A 23,101-nucleotide genomic window follows, 5' to 3' on the forward strand; every position below is an offset into this window, starting at 1 on the left:
ATGATGAATTCGAAATTACGGGTCCTTATTGTCGAAGATTCTGAAAATGATGCTTTGCTGCTGTTACATCAACTCTCAAAAAGCAATTACACTGTAGAGCACAAGCGTGTTGACACGGCAAAAGATTTTGAAGCGGCACTCAATGAGCATACATGGGACATTATACTCTCAGATTATAAAATGCCGCATTTTTACGGAACCGATGCGTTAGCGCTTTATAAAAACCACGGCTTGGATATCCCTTTTATTATTGTTTCGGGAACAATTGGTGAAGAGATAGCCGTTGAAACGATGAAAGCGGGTGCACACGATTATATCATGAAAGGCAATTTAAATCGTCTTGTTCCTGCCATAGCGCGCGAATTGCGTGAAACGACAACCCGTATTGAAAAAAAAGAGCTTGAAAAGCAACAGAAAGAAAACGAACACGTACTCGTTGAACAATCTCGCGTACTGGAATCCTTTTTTAAACATACTCAAACCAGTTTGGTATTTCTCGACAAAGAATTCAATTTTATTCGTGTGAATGATGCATATGCCAAAGCTTGTCAACGTGATGTCTCATCGTTTCTTGGTCATAATCATTTTGAATTGTATCCATCGGCCGAATTGAAAAGTCAATTTGAACAAGTGGTTCTCTCAAAAACAATTTATCACGCATTGTCCAGACCATTTACATTTCCAGACCATCCTGAATGGGGAACTACATATTGGGATTTGACACTCATTCCAATACTGAACAGTGAAAAGGAGATTGAGTATTTAATTTTTTCACTTAACGATACAACCGAACGGAAAATCTCCGAAGCAAAATTGAAAGTGGCGAAAGAAGAATGGGAGCGAACGTTTGATGCCATTTCTGACCCGATTATCATTCTGGACACGCATTTTCGTATCCTTAAAGCAAATAAAGCGATGGCGTCTGTATTTAATACAGATCCTATTGGTATCACAGGATTACGGTGCTTTGAAGCCGTACACGGTGCTCAAGCTCCACCGGATTTTTGCCCTCATGCAAAAATGTTAAAAGATGGATGTCCCCACTCGGTCGAGATCTACGAACATAAACTTGGCGGTAATTTTATCGTTTCTGTTTCTCCGCTTTATACTCCGGAAGGAGTGTTGTACGGGTCCATTCACATCGCAAAAAACATTACTGATCGTAAGACAATGGAACTTGCCCTCCGCGAAAGCGAACAGAAATACAGGAAAATATTTGAAAATGTACAAGATATTTTTTATCAAACCGATCTTGCAGGAATAATTACTGAAATAAGTCCTTCGATAGAGCGCTATTCGAAATTTACCCGGGCGGAATTGATTGGAACGCCTGTTATAAATGTGTACCGAAAACCAAGTGACCGGGAAAAACTTTTATACTTAATTCAGAAACATGGCGAAGTAATCGATTACGAATTGCAACTGAAGGGGAAAACCAATGAGGTGATCTTTGCATCGGTCAATTCCCACATTCTCTATGACAATACGGGGAAGCCTGTGGGAATTGAAGGATCCATTCGCGATATCTCCGAACGCAAACGCTCAGAGCGGGAAATGATCATGCTGTCGCAGGCGATTAAATCAGTAAGCGAATATGTCTCTGTTACGGATGAAAATGACAAAATTCTTTTTGTGAATGCTGCATTTTTACAATCGTACGGTTACACCAAAGAAGAATTGATCGGAAAAAATATTTCTATCGTTCGGTCAGAAAAGAATGTTCCATCTCTCGTGTCCGAAATTCGCCCGACGACGTTGAAAGGAGTCTGGGAAGGTGAAGTGATTAACAAAAGAAAAGATGGTTCGGAATTTCTTGTACACCTTTCCACCACTTCTGTCAGGGATGATCTCAACAATATTATTGCGCTTATCGGAGTGGCGAAAGATATCACGGAACAACGAAAAGCAGAAGCCGCATTGCAGGAAAGCGAAGAACGGCACAGACTTATTCTCCATACAGCGTTGGACGGGTTTTGGCTTGTCGATACTGAAGGACATTTCCTTGAAGTGAACGAGACATATTGTAACATGAGCGGATATAACACGGAAGAATTGCTATCAATGAAGGTTTCCGATCTTGGCGCCGGTGAATCGGTTCAAAAAATTACCGAACATTTCAATCACCTAGTAGAAAAAAGAGAAGATCGATTTGAAGCACAACTCTATCGTAAAGATGGAACCATGTTTGAAATTGAAGTCAGCGCGCAGTATCGTCCCATTGAAAATGGGAGAATAGTGGCTTTTTTGCGCGATATCACTGAAAAGAAACAGTTGGAAGCTCAATTTTTACGGGCACAACGCATGGAGGGCCTCGGTACGCTAGCCGGTGGAATTGCGCATGACTTAAACAACGTTCTTGCGCCGATATTGCTTTCGGTAGAAATATTGAAAAAATCGTACATAAACGAATCTTCCAAAAAAATTCTGGATTCAGTTGAATCCAGCACGCGCCGCGGGTCGGAGATTGTGAAACAGATTCTTGCGTTTGCGCGGGGAATGGAGACTCAAAAGATTCTTCTACAACCGCGTCATCTTATCAAGGAAATTATTAGTATTTTCAAGGAGACTTTCTCACGCGATATCACTATTGTGAGTGATATACCGGCTTCCACTTGGACAATTGTCGGGGATCCGACACATTTTCATCAGTTAATTATGAACCTAGGTGTGAATGCACGGGATGCCATGCCGGAAGGGGGAACACTTTCGATTTCGGCTTCGAATGTTGAGATTGACGAACTCTATACCAGAATGAATATCGATGCAAAAACAGGACGGTATGTGATGTTCTCAATAAAAGATACAGGAATTGGTATGACCCCTCAGATTCTGGATCACGTATTTGAGCCGTTTTTTACTACCAAAGAAATTGGAAAAGGAACCGGTCTTGGACTTTCGACAGTCTATACGATTGTGAAGAGCCACAACGGATTCATTAAAGTTGAAAGTGAGTTGGGAAAGGGAACAACTGTTAATGTCTATCTGCCTGCATCGGAATCAACGACAATGGAAAAAATCGAACCAATGTCGAAGCAGGATTTTTTCGGTAATGGTGAATTGATTTTGGTGGTTGATGATGAAGAATCGATCCGTGAAGTAACGAAACAGACGCTTGAATCATACAATTATAAGGTCATTACCGCGTCGGACGGAGCCGAAGGAATTTCACGCTATTCGGAACATATCAAGAAAGTTCATCTGGTCATCACGGATATTATGATGCCGGTGATGGATGGAAAGCATATGATTCTTACGTTGAAGAAGATGGATCCCAACATCAAGATCATTGCTTCCAGCGGTTTAATCGATAAAACGAAAATAAGCAGCGGTGAAAAAATCTCCGTAAATGCATTCATCGACAAACCGTATACAGCGGAGAAACTATTGAGTCTTGTTGCTTCTGTCATCAAAGGGATATAAACTGAACACAGGTTTAAAGATATTTTTATTTACTATTTGGGGAGTATGTATGCGCAATGCAGCAAAAATTATTGTAACCCTGTTTTTTTTGGGATTGATTAACGGTTGCGACAAGAATGAAGGTCCTACTACTGACAGCAGTGTGCCCGATCAAACCAATGGCAGAATTACCATTGTTAACGATGAAGCAAAGTTGAATACACGCTTGAAAGAATTCAACGACACCATTCTGGTAGAAAGCGGCAATCTGACGAAGACAACAACTCCAACCGATGTGAAATTAGTATTAGAAGCAGAAGTCAGTCCACCTACTGTGAACGGACAAACATTGCAAGCGACTTCCGTTTCGCTGGATGGAAATTTTGCCTATGTCAGTTACAATCTCCGCGGTGAATCGTATGCGGGTGCTGTTGATATTATTCAGGTGAAAGGAGATAAGAAAGCTACTATCCGGTCCCAGGCTCTCTTTAATGATACAAAAGTAAGCGCAGTATATTTTGATGAATCAACATCCAAAGTATATTTGGCAGAAGCCACGAGTAATACAAGTTTTTCTGCACCGGCGGTGGCTGAGAAAATAAGCTCATCCGGTTCCAAATTAAATTTGACGAGTCCTATTCGATCAGCGCTTTCGAGTTTTGTAACGACTTCAATTCTGGCCAAAAATGATTTTGTTTATGCTACCACAGGGAACACCGGAGGACTGTACAAACTGACTAAAGATAGTTTAAAACAATTATCGTTTACCTCCATTTCGGATGCCCGATGGGTTGATGTGGATGCAAATTACATTGCTGTTGTTCAAGGGGGTGGGAAACTGTCGGTCTTTAATACCACAACGGGAGTTCTGATCAGCACATATAATTTTACCGGCACATCGATTCCCGAATCGAAATCGACTGTTCAGGTGATTGGCGGGAAAGCACTCATCGCTGCCGGAGATGGCGGAGTGGTTCTCATGAATTTAGCGACCGGTAAAGTCCTTGGATCGATTCCGAGAAAAGTTGTCAGTGGATTGGATCCATCTGTAACGGTGACAAATGCGGTTGCGGCAAAAGGGGAATATCTCTATCTCTCGAACGGTGAAGCAGGTGTTTATCAAGCAAAAACCAATGGACAAGATCTTAGTTCACTCACAGGAGACACAAATATCTCGTTGACCATTCAAGGCAAACTGAAGTTCAGTGCACTTCAATCGGTGAATCATGTTGCATTCGATGGAGAGACATTGGTGATTGCCTCCGGATTGGGCGGGGTAAAAATTGTGAAAGTAAAATAAGATACGATCCCGCAAAAATTTTTAGACGAAAGAACGGAGACGTATCATCTCCGTTTTTTTGTTTTTGATTATCTCTCTGATGAACGGACTGTTATTTTCATAATCTTTGAAAAGGTATTAAAAATACTACCTTATTGTCGGTTTCAATAAAAAATAAAATAAAATTACTTGCGTCTTACCGGTGAGAATATTAATATTCGGTACCAATCCCGCTAAACGGGAAACATACCGTGCTAGTCAGGCCTGATGTATATATAATAGCATCGAGTATGAACGTATCCCAGAACAGTATAGACTATTCTGGGATTTTTTTTTTGCTACATATGATATTATTGGATATATGGTAACATTCCAGGGAACAGGTCGAACTTTACATTCTAGGAATAGTATTATCGACAGACTGAAATACTGAACCATATTCGTTTTTATAAAGCTACATTAATGGACAAATTGTTTGCGGATATACTCCATCACCGGGTCTCGGTTTTCAAAATATTCTTTTGAGGAGAGAATGATGGTGAAATCGGGCTCGATCCATTTTCTTGTGTCGCCTGGTATATTTTCATGATACCGCCAGGAGATATTCCCGATAGCACCGCTCCATGGCAGCAGGAACATATTCCCTTCTTCACCGACAAAATTCGGACTTGAAGCGCTCGGTTCTCCTGCGAAGACCACGTTCGTTTCTTTGTTCAACAGCGAAATAAAGACTTGTGCTGCTGAAAATGTATTTCTTCCAGTGATTACAATGGTTCTTGTACTCCTGTTCTCAGCACCATATCTCTTTATGACATCAATAAGGGGACGCAGCAACATTTTATTCCCACCATTGTTGTTTCGTACGTCGATAACAAACAGACGGGGTTTACCGGCAGATAATGCGGAGTCCAACCTTTTGCTGAAGTCGGACAATGATTCCTTCCGGTCATTTTCAACCTGGTTAAATTGAACATACAGCATGTTCATATCCGGTCTGTATTCCAGCCAATAATTTTTTGATATCTGAGAAAGATACTTTGGTGCCGGAGGAGCATTATCCAACTGCGATGGTATGAGCTTGGGTATTCCTTGTAACGATGTGACCGGTTCGAATTCAATTGTTTGAAGTACTGATGTGTTCTTTCTGTCGATGAGTCGAAGGCCAATTGCTGGTGATGACGCCGGTAATCCATACATTTCATACACTCCCCGGAACCGCATGAAGGTAGGGGCAAACCATTTCACGGTGTATGCGTTATCCTGATGTATGTATGAATTCATATCGTTGATCACTGTGTCAACATCAATGCCGTTGATCTGTTGTACTTTGTATCCGATCAATTGTTTATACCGCTCTGCAGCATCAATAATGAAAACACCGTCGTTGAACAGATAAAACTGTATGGGCAGATAATAGGTCGGTCCTCTTTTTGTGGTGAATGGTAAAACATACGAATGTCCGTCGTGCATGTAATACATTAATTTTTCCAATTCGAAGACCAATCGTTCATCGCTGAGCCGATTCACAGTCTCTTTTAGTCTCGCAGCCCTCGTCAACAACTCTGCGGGAAAAGGTTTTGATTTATAAACATAATGTTGCCGTTTCATTAAGGATAACAGTGTATCAATATCTCCCTGCCAACCTTTTTCTCTTTCTGTTTCTTGAGACGTCTGTGCAATAATAAGCCGTAAGGTTAAAATAAAAATTATACTGACAAAGGTTCTCTTCATAGTATCATACCTTCGGTTGATGTGTGAAAGATTTAGTAAATTATTTCCATTCGTTGACTATATTTATAAACGCGACAACCTTATCAACCATATCGATACATTTCGACTATTAGAATGACGTTCGGAACAAGAAATGGTTGCGTTAAGGTTTACCGAATAGTCGCGCTGCACACCTCTTGGCTCGTAAAAATACAATTGTAAAACTGGATGGATGCCAAAAACTATGAGTTTTTAGCAAAGAATATTTGACTTCCGTTAAGGTAGGAGGGAGTTTGGTATTATGAATAACTCTTGGTGACTTTTCAAAAGCAAAATTCCGCAATCTGCTTTGCAGAAAGTTACGGAATCTTTAATGTTTTTGTACTCCTAACCGCCTGCCCATCGTGCAAAAATATTCAAGAGCAAACGGAAAACCCGTGTTATATTCACATGTTTGAAACAACCAATTTTAGATTGGCTGTTATTTCGGTTTTTAATAACTCTTGTTACGCAAGGACGCAGTTATACTGATTTAATATGTCGCTCCTACGGAGCTTGAATTCAGGTGGATCAATTGATCTATAAATATTTAGTCCCTTCGGGACTATTAACCTATGATCATTGAGAGGATAATGCGTGTTTCCAAAGCTCCGTTAGGAGCGAAATATTTGTAGCAATAAACAAGCATCACCAGTCAAGCCCCATTGGGGCGACATAATTCAGGTTTATTTTCTTCTGCGTAACATGAGTTAATAAATACTTTGTTCTATAAAATACAATTGGGTACATTACTTTTAGTAAAAATACTGAACCAGGAATGTCGGTCCACAAATTCTGAAAATTCCAGCCTTGAGATTCGCTATTGTGTTAAGGAGTTTTATTATTCACGTGCACACGTTAGTTTGAATCCATATGAAGCTACGAAACAAACCACGACAAAATAAAACCACTTTACCAAAGATCCGAATACTGCTTATTGAAGATAACCGACTATTGCGTGAGGGGCTCACATCCCTCATCAATGGCTACAAGGATGTGTTGGTTGCCGATGTTTCAAATGGGAGAGACCACGCGTTATTAAAGACGCGTTCAGTAAAACCGGATCTTGTCTTAATGGATTTTGGGTTGGCGAGTCAAAACAGCTTGAATATCGTTCAGTCCTTGAAAAAAGATTTTCCGGCTGTAAAGATAATTGGGATGGGTCTGATTCCGACACAGGTAGATATTATGGAATTTGTACAAGCAGGTGCCGATGGTTTTATCCTTAAAAATGCAGCAGTGGAAGAGATGATCAAAACAATTCGAATAGTGGCAGCCGGAGAAAAAATACTCCCTCCGCTCATGACTGAATCGCTCTTTTTTCAGGTAGTTGAGCATGCCCTTTTAAGCGGGAAGAAAAATGTCAAGAGTGCAATAAGGATCACAGAGCGCGAAAAAGAAATTGTTGCATTGATCGTTGATGGAATGAGCAATAAACAAATTGCCGAACGTCTCAATATTGCAACATTTACCGTTAAAAGTCATGTTCACAATATTTTGGAAAAGTTAGCTCTTCATAGCCGCTTACAGATTGCAAATTTCTCCCGCGACGAAATGTAATTCACCGTAAGCATCCCTTACTTCTTTTTTCGTTATCTCACAATATATACTGGTTTTAAAACCCTCTTTTTTAGTAGACATCCTTCGATCGACAGTACATCAAAATAAATCTTTTACATCATCGTATTGAGTCGTAAGCAAATCTGGTCGTATAGTAACTTTGAAACATATCTGTGTACACGGATTTCTCATCCTCATGGTGTAGTTCTTTTTTCATCCTTCTGATCGATATACATCCATTACGATTGTCGCTATGTTGAACCAGTTAAATGTATCCAGACAGGATCATGAATATTTACAATACCATAACGGAGAATCAAATGAGTACGAGTTTCCAAAATAAAATCAAAAATTCAAGTATCTGGATGCGTACCATTAGCATCTCAATAACAGCAGCAGTTCTTATGGCTACGTTTGCTGCTGGTTGTAAGAAGGATGATGTAGTATCAGCACCAATACCATTGGCAGACCATTCAGCAGTCAACCTTCGTTCGTCTTCCAGTTTTGTTGTCCTTGCAAAATCAGGAGTTTCAGCAACTGGGGTTACCTCAATTTCAGGAGATATTGGACTGAGTCCGGCTGCAGCAACGTATGCAACCGGATTTGGAATGATTATGGATGTTTCAAATACATTTGCAACTTCCTCGTTAGTAGTATCCCCGGGAAAAATATATGCATCGAATTATACTCCACCGACTCCATCGAAAATGACTACAGCTATAAGTGACATGCAAACCGCATACACCGATGCTGCCGGACGAACATCGCCGGATCATACGGAACTGGGTGCGGGAGACATCACTTCGATGACGCTTACGCCAGGTCTTTATAAATGGGGTACTGGTGTTCTTATCTCATCGGCCGGAGTAACTCTTTCGGGATCCGAAACTGATGTCTGGATTTTTCAGATAGCGCAAAATTTAACCGTGGCTAATGGTGCGATTGTTACTCTAAGCGGCGGTGCACAGGCTTCAAATATTTTCTGGCAGGTTGCCGGTCAAACTACTCTTGGAACGACGGCTGCAATGAAAGGGATTATATTATGCAAAACTGCTATCGCAATGAATACTGGTGCATCGTTAAAGGGAAAAGCAATGGCGCAAACAGCAGTAACATTAGCTGGGAACACTGTTGTAAATCCTTAATCATCATTTTTGTTGCACTAAATATTGTGTCAAAAGTCCGCATACTAAAACCTCGTTCTAACGAGCGAGGAAAATTTAAGAAAATCATATTTCAAATTTTACAAACTGCGCGGAGTTTTCATGAACATCTTTTTAACGAAAGTAATACGCGAAAACAATCTAACGAAGTATTGTCAGAGATTTGTCGCAGCATTTCTTGTGGTAGCAGTCCTGATTCCTTTTACAGCATATTCTCAGTTGCTGGGAAACCCTAAAATGAACAATCCAATCGACAGTTCTACAAATGATCAACGAAATTCTGCCAGTGCCAGCGACGGGAATAATAGATCAACATTAACAAATAATAGTGATATATCACTTACAGGCTATATCCTCTCGCAGAACTATCCGAATCCCTCCAATCCGGTATCGGCAATTAATTATGAAATTCCTTTGACCAGTCATGTTTTATTGACCATTGTAGATGCCATGGGAAACAAGATCAGAGATCTTGTGAATAGAAATCAAGCTGCGGGAAAATATACAGTGTCATTCAGCACAATTCAGGGAACGACGAATCTTTCAAGCGGTGTCTACTTTTATCGATTAGAAGCAGGGGAATTCACTGCGACGAAGAAATTGATCCTTTTAAAATGATTCCTTTACACCTGCACTAGACAGAGAGAGGAGATTTTATGAATATCAACAAGAACAATTCAACAATATTGAAGAACAAATTAAAACAGTTTTTTAGATCAGTATTGGCAGTAATGTTTACCGTAAGTGCCGTTGCCTTTTCTTAACAAGCACCAGTTTACGAGCGCCTGCTGATCTGGCGACGAATCAATCAACAACCATTGTTTTGAAATGGTTTTGACAGAGCCGGAGACAGTTTCTATCATTCACCGGGATCAGCAAGACTGGTCCGACTATCATAACGGAAAATGTTGGAGCGAGTCCGCTTGCCGGTTCAAAGATCACCAGCATCTGACTTACAGCAGTGAATGATGATAATGGAGGAAGACCAATGACGGTTATCAACGGATTTTCTTAGGGATATTTACGGGAAAAGTATCAATTCAATTTTGTTTTCCGTTAGCATCTTATATGAGTTAACATATTTTCTAAAGTTTTTGCTAAAAGGATTAACTATTCTTTCATCCCTTTGGATGATTACTATATTGGCCGCAATCACCTACCTTGCTTACACCAAGACACTCAAATTTTAAGTCTTTACCCTCACTTTTCTGATTTTTCTATTAAGAGCAACAATATCCAAGTATGTAGACACTATTGAGAAAAAGATTATGCACCGGAAATATTTTAGTTATATCGTCATCGCATGTTGTTTGTTCTTTATTGTCCAGACTTCCATTACCCAGCAAAGTGGATTTGGACTTGGCATCGTCATAGGTGAACCAACGGGAATTAGCGCTAAAGTGTGGACATCGCACGAAACGGCGGTTGATGTTGGTGTTGGCTGGTCTATTCAAAGGGACCATATGAATAATATTTATTACGATCAAATAAGCCGTGTTCATATCCATATGGATTATTTGTGGCATTCGTTTTCTGCCATCCACTCTTCGGAACAATTTCCTGTCTACTGTGGCATTGGCGGCCGCATTAACAGCAGTGCCAGAGATGATGCTTCTTTTGTTGCGCGGGGCGTGCTAGGTATATTATGGCTGCCGCGAAAAACTCCGGTTGATGTTTTTTTGGAACTAATTCCGATGCTTCTGTTGACACCATCAAGTGATGTTGGCCTTGAAGCGGGGATTGGAATACGATATTACTTTTAACAAATCCGCTATCACGGTCATTAAATGACTATACTATTTATCAAATAGTTTATTAAAAACAGATTTTATTGCGCTTACAAGAAATACAAAAAAGTGAGGAAAAAACAATGAAGAAAAAGGAGATACAATCACGCCGAACAGTTCTTCCGAAAGCGCCGACAAGTATTCAAGGATTAGATGAGATTACCGGTGGAGGATTACCGAAAGGGAGACCCACTCTTATTTGCGGCGGCGCGGGTTGCGGAAAAACTCTTTTTGCAATGGAGTTTCTTGTTCGTGGAGCAACGTTGTACAATGAGCCTGGAGTCTTTATATCATTCGAGGAAACAGAAAAAGAACTTACGGCAAATGTTGCTTCATTAGGATTCGATTTAGATAAACTTGTAGAAAGTAAAAAAATTTGGCTAGAACATATTCATATTGAACGGAGTGAGACTGAACAAAGCGGTGAGTACGATCTGGAAGGATTGTTTATTAGGATTCATTCTGCAATTGAGAAGATAGATGCAAAACGTGTCGTACTGGATACGATGGAAACACTCTTTTCGGAATTACCAAATCCACTGATACTGCGTAAAGAACTGCATCGGTTATTCCAATGGTTGAAAAAGAAAGGAGTAACAACAATTGTTACTGCAGAGCGAGGCGAAGGTGCCTTAACCCGTGAAGGATTGGAAGAGTACGTTTCTGATTGTGTCATCTTGCTTGATCATCGCGTAATCGATCAATCATCTATTCGTCGGCTGCGGATTGTAAAATATCGCGGCTCATCGCATGGTACGAATGAGTATCCTTTCCTAATTGATGAAGATGGTTTTTCTGTACTCCCAGTCACTTCTCTTGGACTGGATCACATCTCATCCCCAGAGAGAATTTCTACCGGTATTCCGCGTCTTGACACGATGCTCTCTGGAAAAGGTTACTTTTGTGGCAGCACAGTGCTTGTTTCGGGCACCGCCGGTACAGGCAAGACGAGTATTGCCGCACAATTTGTTGAAGCTGCATGCAAACGGGGAGAACGCGTTCTCTTTTTTACTTTCGAAGAATCCCCAAATCAGATTGTCCGCAATATGCGCTCTATTGGAATAGATTTAGAACCATGGGTCAATAAAGGGTTGCTGCAGTTTCATGCAACACGCCCTACGCTTTATGGGTTAGAAACTCATCTATCGACAAGTATCAAATTGGTTAACAAATTTAAACCGAGCATTGTTATTCTCGATCCTATTAATGCATTTGTGCTGGGAGAGAACCAAACCGAAGTCAATATCATGTTAGTGCGGCTTGTAGATTTTTTAAAGATGAGGCGGGTCACGGCATTCTTCACTAGTCTGACCTCTGGCAATGATACGATGGAATCAACCGATGTGTACATCTCATCCTTGATTGATACATGGCTGCTTGTTCGTGATTTAGAAATTGGCGGTGAACGGAACAGAGGATTGTACGTGTTAAAATCACGTGGTATGGCACACTCCAATCAGATTCGCGAGTTTAGACTGACAAATCACGGTATAGAATTGCTCGATGTGTATGTTGGTTCAGAAGGAGTTTTAACCGGTTCAGCAAGATTATCTCAAGAAACAAAAGATGAAGCGGAACAATTGTTACGGCAACAAGAGATCGGGAGCAAACAATTTGGATTAGAACGAAAACGCGACGCATTGGAAGCTCAAATTGTAGTGCTACGATCTGAATTTGAAGCTGAAGAATCAGACGCACTGAAAGTTATCGGGATTGAAAAAGCAATCAATGAGCGCTTCACTCAAGACAAGATAAAAATGGGGAAGAGTCGAAGAGGCGATGTATCTATAAAAATGCCCGGTGCAAATAAAAAGAAAAATATATTTAAAGGAATGTAATGTGAGTATTGAACATGAAATATTGAAAACGAGCCGGCTAAAGACTCGACTTGTTAAGCAAAATGTGCAACAGGGAGATACCAAGTGGGATTTGAATCTGTATGTTGTAGGGAAAACTTCAAAAGCTGCCACTGCAATCAACAATCTTGCGATAATTTGTGAAGAGCAATTAAAAGGTAGGTTTCAAATAACAGTGATTGATCTTTTAAAGAATCCGCAAAGTGCACACGATGACCAAATCGTTGCCGTTCCAACATTGGTACGTAAACTACCGCTTCCGGAAAGAAATATCATCGGAGATCTTTCAAATAGAGAGCGTGTATTGGTTGGGTTAGGACTCAAAGAACCTGGTGAACTAACGCTTGCATAAAAATCTTCAACGGTGGATGAAAATTATCTTTAATAATATTCAATAAAAATATTATTAAAGATAACTAACGACGTTTTGAAGACATGTTCCGAAAGAATGCACTTGGGAGAAGCTTTATTCCATATGCTACGACGAAACAAATCGCACAAAAAATAGTCTCTATGCCTAAAATTAGAATACTCCTTATAGAAGACAACCGCATTTTGCGGGATGGTATCACTGCGATGATCAACGGACAGAAAGATGTCACCGTTGCGGCTGTTTGCGACGGCAAGGATGACACCGTAAAAAAAACACACACGGTAAAAGCGGAAGTAGTGTTGATTGATCTCGGTTTGGAGAGTCAGAACAGTTTGGACGTTGTGCAGTTGTTGAAGAAGGAGTTTCCTAGTATCAAAATAATTGGAATGGGTCTTAACCCGGGTCAATCGGATATTATGGAATTCGTACAAGCAGGAGCTGAGGGTTTTATTCTGAAGGAAGCAACGCTTGAAGAGGTGATTAAGACAATTCGAGCGGTTGCCGGCGGAGAAAAAGTGCTTCCGCCTCTCATGACAGAATCACTCTTTTTTCAAGTTGCCGAACATGCACTCCTGAAGGGGAAAAGAAACCTTAAAAGTGCTGTCCGTATGACGGAACGAGAAAAAGAAGTGATTGCATTGATTGTTGAAGGAATGAGTAATAAGCAAATTGGCGACAATCTCAGTATTGCAACATTCACTGTTAAAAGTCATGTGCATAATATTTTGGAAAAATTAGCGTTACAAAGCCGTCTTCAGATTGCAATGCATGCCCGCGAAGAAAAATAAGTTCCACCCATTCTCACCGATATACTTACGAGCAGGACGTCATATTCCTCATTGAGAAACACAATCGAGAAGTTTATAGTCTCATTGTGTTTTTTCTATTTTAGGCTGGATATTTCGTTGAACTTCGATCACCATCTCTGGCAATAAAAGTTGCAATATCCATCAACCCGATGGATGACATTCAGCAACTCTCAGCTACTCCATTGCTTGGTACTATTAACGACACTTAAGGATTAGCTCTTTTATTGTCCTTTTGGGCGATTACTTCTGGAGGCAGTCATCGGTATACTCATACACGGTTCAGGAGAGGATTTCATTCCTTCATCGATCGAAGAGCACTTCTACTGATACTGCAAAGCACTCCCTATTAAAGAGATTGCATTTTTAAGTGTTACGATTTATTTAGGAGATCTATGAAAAACGCAAATGTTCAAACAATTACCCGATCAGCGATACGACCAGCTATTATTATGTCGATTTCGCTTGCAATGTTTCTTTTCGCAGCGTGCGAATCGAATTCACCATCCACCCAACAAGATATCAGCGGACCGTCTTCAGCAGCAAGGACGATTAACGAATCAGCAGTTCCTTTTGACGTAGTATCGAATCTTGCTGTACAAGAGCCTGTAAATCTTGGCTTGGCTGATGGATTTGCAATTCTTTCATACGCCGGAATTACCAATACCGGGAATACAAGTATTACGGGAAATCTTGGAGCGAGTCCTATCACTGGTGCCGCACTAACCGGTTTTGAGACAGTAGCCTTGGTTGGAACATTCTACACGGTTGATGCTACTGGTCCTGCAGGTTCGGTGATTTCAGCTTCCATGTTAGATCAGGCTATGCTTGATGTAACAGCAGCATATAACGATGCCGCAGGACGAACAGAAAATCCAATCAGTGTAGAAGGAAATCTTGGCGGACAGACACTTCTTCCGGGACTTTATAAATCCACCGGCGCGCTTGAAATTTCATCCGGTGATCTTACGCTCGATGCTCAAGGTGATGTGAATGCTGTTTGGATTTTTCAAATAGCATCCAGTTTCAATATGACATCAGGTCGGCAAGTGTTCTTAACCGGCGGCGCGAAAGCTTCCAACATTTTTTGGCAGGTCGGTAGTTCTGCAACGTTTGGAACAACTGCGGTAATGAAGGGAACCATTTTAGCGTATGCAACAGTAACGCTTGCTACAGGTGCATCATTGGAAGGCAGAGCATTAGCTCGAACTGCCAATGTTACATTAGATGCGAACACTATTGTGAAGCCGTAAACTCATTGGATTGAATTCTATAATTATGGGCTGAACATCGAAACCCCGCTCTCTCAAGGGCGGGATTTTTTATGTGTTCACTAACTACAAAGGATTAACTCTTTTTCCATCCTTTTGGGCGATTATACCCCAACACATTCATCGGTATACTCATTCACAGTTCAGTTGAAACTATATACTAACAAAGATGTACAAAAATCAAAAGGAGTAAATCATGGAAATTATTATTGGGCTTATTGCATATGCTGTAGTTTTATTTTTCCTGTTATCCTTTGGACGATTTTGCAAAGAATGTGATAATTCTATGCAGGGATATTTTGGGCAACGGGATTTTAAGGAAACGTAAGAAAGCAATCTCACAACTATTACATGAGAGCTACGAACCTTACGAAAGGATTAACTCTTTTTCCGTCCCTTTGGGGGATTACACTTCAACCTATTCATTGATATACTCATTCACCGTTAGGGAAAAAAAGATGCACATAAAAAAAGTGTATGGATAGGAATCATAACACATCCATTTTAAGCCGAAGATAGAAATTAGCCGGTGTCTCGCGAAAAAGAAGAAGTGAATTTTACAAAAGTGATTTTGGAAGTTAGTAGGCACATCAAAAGAAAGAAAAGATCATGAAAACACTCGACATTATAGCTCTGGTACTGTTCATACTATGGATCTTTGGTGTCATTCACATTCTTTTAGGCATTACTATTGTAGCGCTCTTATACGGTGTTACTTGCAGACGAAAAACTTTTAGTGCAAAAAAATTGAGTGTGGGACGTAGTCTTTTGCGGGTAAAATAATTCATACGAAGAAATTATAAAATCTTTTTTTCAAACAACCATAGACATGAAAACTGGAAAATTATTTCTCTATTACGGATACACAATGGCAACAATATGGATGTTATATTCTCGTTTTCTAAAAGAACAACGGCAGCGCAAAATGTCGGATCCCCAAGAAGATGATGAACCCATACACTGGGTGTAGAAAAATTTCAAATCATGCAGAACAGTTAGACCGTGCTCTTAAGAGCGGGGCAATTCGAACAAAAATACTTATTCATTTTTACGTACACCACGGAGGTTTTATGAACACCTATACAAAACACACAACAAATAGTTTGGCACGATTGACACGCTTCTTTGGAGCGATACTGTCAGTTGCATTGATCATGTCTGTTACTGCAAAGTCTCAAACACTGACGGCGGTAAATTTAGGATCCACCGCCAATTATGTTATTCTCGCAGGCTCATTAGTTTCGAATATTCCGGCATCTGCAGTTACTGGTGATATCGGTTTGAGTCCAGCAGCGGGTAGCAGCATAACCGGATTTGGATTATCCGAAGTTACCGGAACAATTTACACAGTCGATGTTTCCGGTCCTGCCGGTTCCACAATGGCACCGACGATTCTGACTGCAGCAAAAGGCGATTTAACCATAGCATATAATGATGCTGCAGGACGAACACCAGTACCAACTGGAAATTATTTAAATCCAGGTTCAGGAAATATTGGCGGATTAACACTCGTTCCTGGTTTGTATAAATTCACAAGCGATGCATCAATAACAGGATCTGATGTTACTCTCACAGGTAGCGCAACTGATGTCTGGATATTCCAGATTGCAGCTGGTCTGAATGTAGGCACCGGTATTAAAGTTATTCTCGCCGGTGGTGCTAGAGCAGCAAACATTTTTTGGCAAGTTGGTAGTTCGGCTACACTTGGTACAACCTCAGTATTTAAAGGAACTATCATGGCCGACCAATCAATCTCGTTAGGTACGGGAGCATCATTGGAAGGTAGGGCGTTAGCAAGTAATGCCGCAGTTACATTAGAATCCAATGCTGTTACAAGACCGGCAACAGTGACCGCAGTAGCAGATGGTGTCGTAACACCTCAACAATTTGAGCTCTTCCAAAATTACCCGAATCCATTCAACCCATCCACACAGATTCAATATAATCTTGAAAAAGCTGTTCAGGTTTCTCTCAAAGTCTACAATCTTCTTGGTGATGAAGTTGCAACACTGGTGAAGGGTCCTCAAGAAGCAGGTAGTTACACTGTACCGTTCAATAGCAAAATGGGAACGCTTAGTCTTTCAAGCGGTGTGTACTTTTATCGTTTGGAAGCCGGGTCATTCCTTTCAACAAAAAAATTTACTCTTGTAAAGTAGTTCTTATGTAAAACCCCACTCTCAAAAGTGGGGACGTTTTACCTAAACAATATCTTATTCATTTTCAATAACTATATAGAAAGTCTTATGAACATTCACACAATAAATAAATTAAGCCGATGGACTCGTTTTGTCGGAGCAATGGTGTCGGTAGCTTTGATGATTTCCGTTACGGCCATGTCTCAATCGCTGCTTCCAGTAAATATAGGATCAACTTCCAATTTTTCAATTTTGGCTGGCTCATTAATCTCAAACGTTCCAACCTCTGCTGTCATTGGTGATATCGGTTTAAGCCCCGCCGCTGGGAGCAGTGTGACTGGATTTGGACTAACTGAAGTAACAGGAATAATATATACGGTCGATGCTACTGGTCCTGTAGGTTCGGTAATTGATGCCACGAAGCTAACTACTGCACAGGGTGATTTAACCATTGCGTACAACGATGCTGCAGGTCGTACACCAATACCGACTGGTACATTTTTGAATCCGGGTTCGGGAAATATTGGCGGATTAACGCTTGTTCCAGGTCTATATAAATTCACAAGTGATGCATCAATTACGGGTTCTGACGTTACTCTCACAGGCAGTGCAACTGATGTCTGGATATTCCAGATCGCAGCTGGCCTGAATGTAGGTACCGGTGTTAAAGTTATTCTCGCTGGTGGTGCAAAAGCTTCAAATATTTTTTGGCAGGTTGGTACGTCAGCCACCCTTGGAACGACTTCAGTGTTCAAAGGAACTATCATGGCTGATCAATCCATCTCACTGAATACAAGTGCATCAGTTGAAGGTAGATTGCTAGCACGTATTGCTGCAGTTACATTAGCATCTAATGCCGTCACTAATTCTACAATAGTTACCTCCCAAGCGCCATTATTAGAATCACCTGCTGACTTGGCAACGAATCTATCAACATCTGTTGAACTGAAATGGTTTGCAGCAGTTGGAGACAGCGTGTATCATTTACAAATTGATACAAGTAACGTTTTTAACACAACAGTGTATAACGACTCAACTCTTACAGGTGTCTTATATAATATCACAAACTTGAAGAATGGAACAACATATTTCTGGCGTGTGAGTGTAAAGGATAGTGCGAAGAATAGTGTCGGTACGAGCGCTTATTCAACAATTCGAAGTTTTACAACATTGAATTCCACACCCATACCTATTACGCAAGCACCATTGTTAGAATTGCCTGCTGACTTAGCAACGAATCAGTCAACAACTATTGAATTGAAATGGTTTGCCGCGGTTGGAGATAGCGTTTATCATTTACAAATTGATACAAGCAAAGTTTTTAGTTCAACGGTGTATAACGACTCTACTCTCGCTGGTATCTTGCATAAAATTACAGGCTTAAAGAATGCAACAACATATTACTGGCGTGTAAGTGTAAAGGATAGTGCAAAGAATGGTATCGGAACGAGCCCTTACTCAATAGTACGAAGCTTTACAACATGGAATGTTACACCGACAACACCTCTTTTGCCGGTCACTCTTGGTATGACTGATCGATTTGCAATTTTGTCGTACGCAGGAATAACTAATACAGGTCCTTCAACTATTACAGGAGATGTTGGAGTAAGTCCTCTAGCTGCTTCGTACATGACCGGATTTGGAACACCCAATATCGTCGGAACGATTTACGGAGTTGACGCAACAGGTCCTGAAGGTTCGGTTGTTTTTCCTTCTATGTTAACGCAGGCAATGGGTGATTTAACGACTGCATTTAATGATGCAGCAGGACGAACAGTAGATCCTATCGGTGTTTCCGGAAATCTTGGCGGACTTACTCTCTATTCTGGTTTGTATAAATCTACCGGTTCACTTGAAATATCATCAAGCGATCTTACGCTCGATGCACAAGGCGATACGGCAGCTGTTTGGATTTTTCAAATAGCTTCCAGTTTCGATATGACATCAGGACGCCAAGTTTTTCTTAGCGGCGGCGCAAAAGCTTCCAATATTTTTTGGCAAATGGGCAGTGCAGCAACGTTTGGAACAACGACTGTAATGAAGGGTACCATTATGGCGTATACAACAATTACCTTTGCTACAGGAGCATCGTTGGAAGGCAGAGCATTAGCGCGAACGGCCGATATTACACTGCAAAGCAATACCATTGGCAAAGTTGCGGTAGTGACTTCTGTTCGGTCAGAAAATATACCACAAGGATTCACACTTTCGCAGAACTATCCGAACCCGTTCAATCCAACAACGAATATTGAATTTACCGTTCCATCCAATGGTCGAGCAACATTGATAGTATTCAATGCGATCGGACAGGAAGTTGCGACATTGTTCAACGGTGAAGCGGAAGCAGGAAAATACAATACAGTGCAATTCAACGCTTCAGGATTAGCAACAGGGTTGTATTTTTCGCGATTGGAATTTGGCGGTATAGTGCAGTTGAAAAAAATGATGCTGGTAAAATAACAGTATTAGGATTGGTTAAATAAATGAAGCGTTCCGGTTTTTTTGACCGAAACGCTTCATTTATCATTGGGTTTTATGTTATGAACACAAAATATTCTAGGAGAAATCATGAAACATATTAATTGCTCGTTTCGATTATCTGTAGCATTTATTGCATTAATGACTATGATGATTGTGCCAGCGAGATCACAAGTGAACATGAAGTTTGGCGGTGGTATTGGTATAATCAGTCCGGCTTCAAATTTCAATGGTTCTACGCTTGGATACTACAATGGTTCAAACTATGGGCTCGGCAACGGTCTTACCATTCATGGAAAGACGAAGATCGGGTCATCCGGATTAAATCTTGTCGGCGAAATTAATTATGCATCATTACAGAACACCGGAAATTCTGAACCAGGACAAGGATTGGTGGATATATCACAAAATACCATATCGTTGAAAGTTGGACCTGAGTTCCATCTCAGCATTCCTATAGTACCAATTATTCCATTTATCGGTGCAAACATAGCATTGAATAGATTCAGCGGGGAGACAACGTTCCGCGGAGTATCGAAAGTTCCAAGCGCAACGTACAGCGTGAAAGAAGCAACTCGACTTGGCATCGGATTTTCTGCCGGATCGGAAGTGAGTATTGGTCCCTTATTATCGCTCGATTTTAATTTCTCATACAACTTCATGAATGTTTCCGGTAAAGAATGGAATGACGTTAATCCGGAAACAAACCAACGCATTGATTCCTATCTTTCGTTAAATGATGGTATCGATCCCCTGTATGCTACGGGAGACGAAAAACATTTTATTGGCAGTGAGCGGAGTATTACTTCAGCATTTATTACTATAAGCATCCTCTTCGGCTTATAATGCCGGTCGAGGATAGATAACTGAAGAGATACAACAACAAATTCAAGAATTGGTACAACATAAACATAAGGAATGTGCAATGAAATATTTTCGTTTTGCAGTTATCGCTTGTTGTTTGTTTTTCGCATTTCAAGATTCAGAGGCTCAAGTACGTCGCTTTGGACTTGGCGTGATTTTCGGTGAACCTGCTGGAATTAGTGCAAAGTTGTGGACATCGAACAACAACGCATTTGATTTTGGTCTTGGTTGGTCGATGGGAGGAGATCGGATGGGGAGGTATGATTACTATTACAATTACAATAGAACAAACCGAGTTCACTTCCATATGGATTATGTATGGCATTTGTTTAATACCATTCATTCATCCGAGCGATTTCCACTATACTATGGAATTGGTGGTCGCATGAACAGTGGTGCCGGTTATGAAGCTTCTGTTGCAGTTCGAGGTGTACTCGGTATTGCATGGCTCCCACGTGAAACGCCGATTGATATATTTCTGGAACTCGTTCCAATGTTCCAGTTAACTTCTTCTAGCGGTTTTGGACTCGATGCCGGTGTCGGAGCACGATATTTCTTTTGATGAATTCGATCAACTTTGAACTCAAAGAAATTCTATTTTCAGGAATTGAAATGTTAGACAGTATTTCATTTTTTGTAAAAATAAAAGTGTAATTTAAGGGAGAAAGATGTTGAAATTTTGATAAATATTAACTTTTTGATGCGTAGGGAAGAATATATCCTTTCTCTCCTTCTTTTTTGTAGTGCATGGATAACGTGTTGTCTATTATATCTCCAAAATGAAAGCGCGTTGATGTATTTCGGCGATGCTGTTTCGCATATTGTTCGTGCTCGTCAGTTCCTTGATTCTCAACAGCCGGGTTTTCTCAATATCGGTACCGTCTGGCTTCCACTTCCACATCTCCTTCTGCTTCCCTTTGTTGCATTCGATTCTCTATTCTATTCAGGATTTGCCGGTGCTATGATCGGAATACCGCTTCTTATTGGAACAGGATTATTGTTGTTCTCAATTCTTGAATCTCTCACCAATTCGCGGTCCATTGCATTTTTTTTCGCTCTGATATTTGGATTGAATCCGAATATCATGTATATCGCACTGACACCGATGAATGAAATATCGTTGTTATTCTTTGTAACGCTTAGCGGATTCGGTTTGTTGAAATGGTTACAATCGGGAAATGAACGTTGGATGATACTTTGTTCACTCGCTGTTTTGAGTGCTACTCTTTGCCGGTATGAAGCTTGGCTTCTTGCACCGTTTGTCTCAATTGTAGCATTATACAGTGGAACACAACGTTGGAAACATGGAACAAAGTCTGCAGCAGTTAAGATGCTTTTAATCGGCGGCATTAGTTGGATAGGAATTATTTTCTGGTTCGGATGGAATTATGTTCATTACGGAGATGCATTAAAATTTGCACATTGGACATATTCCGTTGGGACGAATGCTGTTCGAACGATAATACACGATCGGCCGCAGGATGTCTTTCTCGTTCTTGGTAAAGCGTTACTCTGGATTTATGGACCGATGCTGTTGATTGCAAGCGTACTAATTTTATTTTTTTTAAAAAAGGTATATGCGCGGAAAGAGCAATTGGTTCTTCTCCTGTTCTTTTCTCTTCCCACATGGTTCGTCCTTGCGGCAATTCTTATCGGTTTTGTCCAGATCGATCAATGGTGGTGGAATTGGAGATTTATTCTCACATTTGGATTGGTCCTTTGTACTGCGAGCGCTATCATGGTGAATATAGTGTTTAGAAAAATACATTCGGCAGTCGCTCGCATATTTATTGGTATCTTGTTCCTTGTAATGCCGGTAGTACAGCTATCGATACCATTTGTCGGAGTGGCAGTATTCAAAGATGCATCAAAAAGTTTTACTGATCATTCCCGATCCGCTGTTGTCCTTGGTAAAGATCTGCAAAAACGGTATAACGGCGGATCAATTGCGTTGCTGACCGGATATGGCATTGGACAGAGAATTATGATCTCCAGTCATCTTCCCATAAAAACATTCAATGTGAAATATTTTTCGAATGAATCAATCCCCGCAATTTCTGACCGCTACATCATTCTCGGAAAAGATCGAACTCCGGAATCGGAAGAGTTTTCCCGTTATTGGAATGTGAATAAGGAAATACTGATTCAATCCTACACCATTAAGCTGGAAGATAATTATTTTGTTTTGCTGGAACGGAAACAATGATAATTTTTGTGATAGGCAGTTATTCCCGGTGATTTTTAAAACTGTATACCAGGGAAGATAATAGGTTTTATGAGTTGGCAATATTCCTGAAAGAAGTAAAGTGAGACTAACCATCTTCAACCTCATAGGCCAAAAAGTCTCTGAGATAGTTAAAGAAACAAAAGATGCTGGGACT

At 40.6% G+C, this 23,101-nt stretch carries 18 protein-coding genes; 16 read left to right on the forward strand and 2 right to left on the reverse strand.

Features of this window, described 5'->3' with window-relative positions; all coding sequences use genetic code 11:
• Both WDA22_14325 and WDA22_14330 read left to right on the forward strand, forming a co-directional pair.
• Positions 1-3,420, forward strand: coding sequence for a PAS domain S-box protein (locus tag WDA22_14325; protein MFA5834652.1), 3,420 nt, complete (start codon positions 1-3; stop codon positions 3,418-3,420).
• A gap of 49 nt (positions 3,421-3,469) precedes the next feature.
• Positions 3,470-4,699: a hypothetical protein gene (locus tag WDA22_14330; protein ID MFA5834653.1), complete on the forward strand. Its 1,230-nt coding sequence runs from the start codon at positions 3,470-3,472 to the stop codon at positions 4,697-4,699.
• Between the two features lie 438 nt (positions 4,700-5,137).
• Here WDA22_14330 and WDA22_14335 read toward each other — a convergent pair whose 3' ends face one another.
• The gene (locus WDA22_14335) at positions 5,138-6,409 is read right to left on the reverse strand and encodes a hypothetical protein (GenBank protein ID MFA5834654.1); all 1,272 of its coding nucleotides are present in this window, start codon (positions 6,407-6,409) and stop codon (positions 5,138-5,140) included.
• An 891-nt stretch (positions 6,410-7,300) separates the two neighbouring features.
• Here WDA22_14335 and WDA22_14340 point away from each other — a divergent pair.
• The 3 genes from WDA22_14340 to WDA22_14350 all read left to right on the forward strand — a co-directional run bounded on the left by WDA22_14340 (position 7,301) and on the right by WDA22_14350 (position 9,768).
• Positions 7,301-7,987: a response regulator transcription factor gene (locus tag WDA22_14340; protein ID MFA5834655.1), complete on the forward strand. Its 687-nt coding sequence runs from the start codon at positions 7,301-7,303 to the stop codon at positions 7,985-7,987.
• A gap of 320 nt (positions 7,988-8,307) precedes the next feature.
• Positions 8,308-9,132 (forward strand): ice-binding family protein, encoded by an 825-nt coding sequence (locus WDA22_14345; protein MFA5834656.1) that lies wholly within the window; start codon positions 8,308-8,310, stop codon positions 9,130-9,132.
• A gap of 120 nt (positions 9,133-9,252) precedes the next feature.
• Positions 9,253-9,768 (forward strand): T9SS type A sorting domain-containing protein, encoded by a 516-nt coding sequence (locus WDA22_14350; GenBank protein MFA5834657.1) that lies wholly within the window; start codon positions 9,253-9,255, stop codon positions 9,766-9,768.
• A 186-nt stretch (positions 9,769-9,954) separates the two neighbouring features.
• Here the strand turns inward: WDA22_14350 and WDA22_14355 are convergent, their stop codons facing one another.
• A complete protein-coding gene (locus tag WDA22_14355; GenBank protein MFA5834658.1) occupies positions 9,955-10,152 on the reverse strand; it encodes a hypothetical protein in 198 nt (65 codons plus the stop codon).
• A 266-nt stretch (positions 10,153-10,418) separates the two neighbouring features.
• Here WDA22_14355 and WDA22_14360 point away from each other — a divergent pair, with 266 nt between their 5' ends.
• The 11 genes from WDA22_14360 (at position 10,419) to WDA22_14410 (ending at position 22,926) form a co-directional block, all read left to right on the forward strand.
• Complete coding sequence (locus WDA22_14360) at positions 10,419-10,913, forward strand: hypothetical protein (GenBank protein MFA5834659.1); 495 nt, start codon at positions 10,419-10,421, stop codon at positions 10,911-10,913.
• A gap of 107 nt (positions 10,914-11,020) precedes the next feature.
• The gene (gene kaiC, locus WDA22_14365; GenBank protein MFA5834660.1) at positions 11,021-12,775 is read left to right on the forward strand and encodes a circadian clock protein KaiC; all 1,755 of its coding nucleotides are present in this window, start codon (positions 11,021-11,023) and stop codon (positions 12,773-12,775) included.
• 64 nt (positions 12,776-12,839) lie between these two features.
• Positions 12,840-13,145, forward strand: coding sequence for a circadian clock KaiB family protein (locus WDA22_14370; protein ID MFA5834661.1), 306 nt, complete (start codon positions 12,840-12,842; stop codon positions 13,143-13,145).
• Between the two features lie 161 nt (positions 13,146-13,306).
• On the forward strand, positions 13,307-13,954 hold the full coding sequence (locus tag WDA22_14375; protein ID MFA5834662.1) for a response regulator transcription factor: 648 nt from the start codon (positions 13,307-13,309) through the stop codon (positions 13,952-13,954).
• A gap of 413 nt (positions 13,955-14,367) precedes the next feature.
• A complete protein-coding gene (locus tag WDA22_14380; protein MFA5834663.1) occupies positions 14,368-15,225 on the forward strand; it encodes an ice-binding family protein in 858 nt (285 codons plus the stop codon).
• Positions 15,226-15,439: 214 nt separating this feature from the next.
• Positions 15,440-15,571, forward strand: coding sequence for a hypothetical protein (locus WDA22_14385; GenBank protein MFA5834664.1), 132 nt, complete (start codon positions 15,440-15,442; stop codon positions 15,569-15,571).
• 742 nt (positions 15,572-16,313) lie between these two features.
• Complete coding sequence (locus tag WDA22_14390) at positions 16,314-17,399, forward strand: ice-binding family protein (protein ID MFA5834665.1); 1,086 nt, start codon at positions 16,314-16,316, stop codon at positions 17,397-17,399.
• 87 nt (positions 17,400-17,486) lie between these two features.
• The gene (locus tag WDA22_14395) at positions 17,487-19,838 is read left to right on the forward strand and encodes an ice-binding family protein (GenBank protein MFA5834666.1); all 2,352 of its coding nucleotides are present in this window, start codon (positions 17,487-17,489) and stop codon (positions 19,836-19,838) included.
• Between the two features lie 108 nt (positions 19,839-19,946).
• Positions 19,947-20,702: an outer membrane beta-barrel protein gene (locus WDA22_14400; GenBank protein ID MFA5834667.1), complete on the forward strand. Its 756-nt coding sequence runs from the start codon at positions 19,947-19,949 to the stop codon at positions 20,700-20,702.
• 79 nt (positions 20,703-20,781) lie between these two features.
• Complete coding sequence (locus WDA22_14405; GenBank protein ID MFA5834668.1) at positions 20,782-21,282, forward strand: hypothetical protein; 501 nt, start codon at positions 20,782-20,784, stop codon at positions 21,280-21,282.
• Positions 21,283-21,513: 231 nt separating this feature from the next.
• Positions 21,514-22,926, forward strand: a complete 1,413-nt coding sequence (locus tag WDA22_14410; GenBank protein ID MFA5834669.1) for a hypothetical protein — start codon at positions 21,514-21,516, stop codon at positions 22,924-22,926.
• Positions 22,927-23,101 lie beyond the last annotated feature (175 nt).

Source organism: Bacteroidota bacterium (assembly GCA_041658205.1).
In the GTDB taxonomy this organism is placed as follows: Bacteria; Bacteroidota; Ignavibacteria; order UBA10030; family UBA8401; genus UBA8401.

Bases quoted from the DNA above. Each gene is read 5' to 3' on its own strand.
- WDA22_14325 (MFA5834652.1), top strand. From the start codon at position 1: ATGATGAATTCGAAATTACGGGTCCTTATTGTCGAAGATTCTGAAAAT.
- WDA22_14330 (MFA5834653.1), top strand. From the start codon at position 3,470: ATGCGCAATGCAGCAAAAATTATTGTAACCCTGTTTTTTTTGGGATTG.
- WDA22_14335 (MFA5834654.1), bottom strand. From the start codon at position 6,409: ATGAAGAGAACCTTTGTCAGTATAATTTTTATTTTAACCTTACGGCTT.
- WDA22_14340 (MFA5834655.1), top strand. From the start codon at position 7,301: ATGAAGCTACGAAACAAACCACGACAAAATAAAACCACTTTACCAAAG.
- WDA22_14345 (MFA5834656.1), top strand. From the start codon at position 8,308: ATGAGTACGAGTTTCCAAAATAAAATCAAAAATTCAAGTATCTGGATG.
- WDA22_14350 (MFA5834657.1), top strand. From the start codon at position 9,253: ATGAACATCTTTTTAACGAAAGTAATACGCGAAAACAATCTAACGAAG.
- WDA22_14360 (MFA5834659.1), top strand. From the start codon at position 10,419: ATGCACCGGAAATATTTTAGTTATATCGTCATCGCATGTTGTTTGTTC.
- kaiC (MFA5834660.1), top strand. From the start codon at position 11,021: ATGAAGAAAAAGGAGATACAATCACGCCGAACAGTTCTTCCGAAAGCG.
- WDA22_14375 (MFA5834662.1), top strand. From the start codon at position 13,307: ATGCCTAAAATTAGAATACTCCTTATAGAAGACAACCGCATTTTGCGG.
- WDA22_14380 (MFA5834663.1), top strand. From the start codon at position 14,368: ATGAAAAACGCAAATGTTCAAACAATTACCCGATCAGCGATACGACCA.
- WDA22_14385 (MFA5834664.1), top strand. From the start codon at position 15,440: ATGGAAATTATTATTGGGCTTATTGCATATGCTGTAGTTTTATTTTTC.
- WDA22_14390 (MFA5834665.1), top strand. From the start codon at position 16,314: ATGAACACCTATACAAAACACACAACAAATAGTTTGGCACGATTGACA.
- WDA22_14395 (MFA5834666.1), top strand. From the start codon at position 17,487: ATGAACATTCACACAATAAATAAATTAAGCCGATGGACTCGTTTTGTC.
- WDA22_14400 (MFA5834667.1), top strand. From the start codon at position 19,947: ATGAAACATATTAATTGCTCGTTTCGATTATCTGTAGCATTTATTGCA.
- WDA22_14405 (MFA5834668.1), top strand. From the start codon at position 20,782: ATGAAATATTTTCGTTTTGCAGTTATCGCTTGTTGTTTGTTTTTCGCA.
- WDA22_14410 (MFA5834669.1), top strand. From the start codon at position 21,514: ATGTATTTCGGCGATGCTGTTTCGCATATTGTTCGTGCTCGTCAGTTC.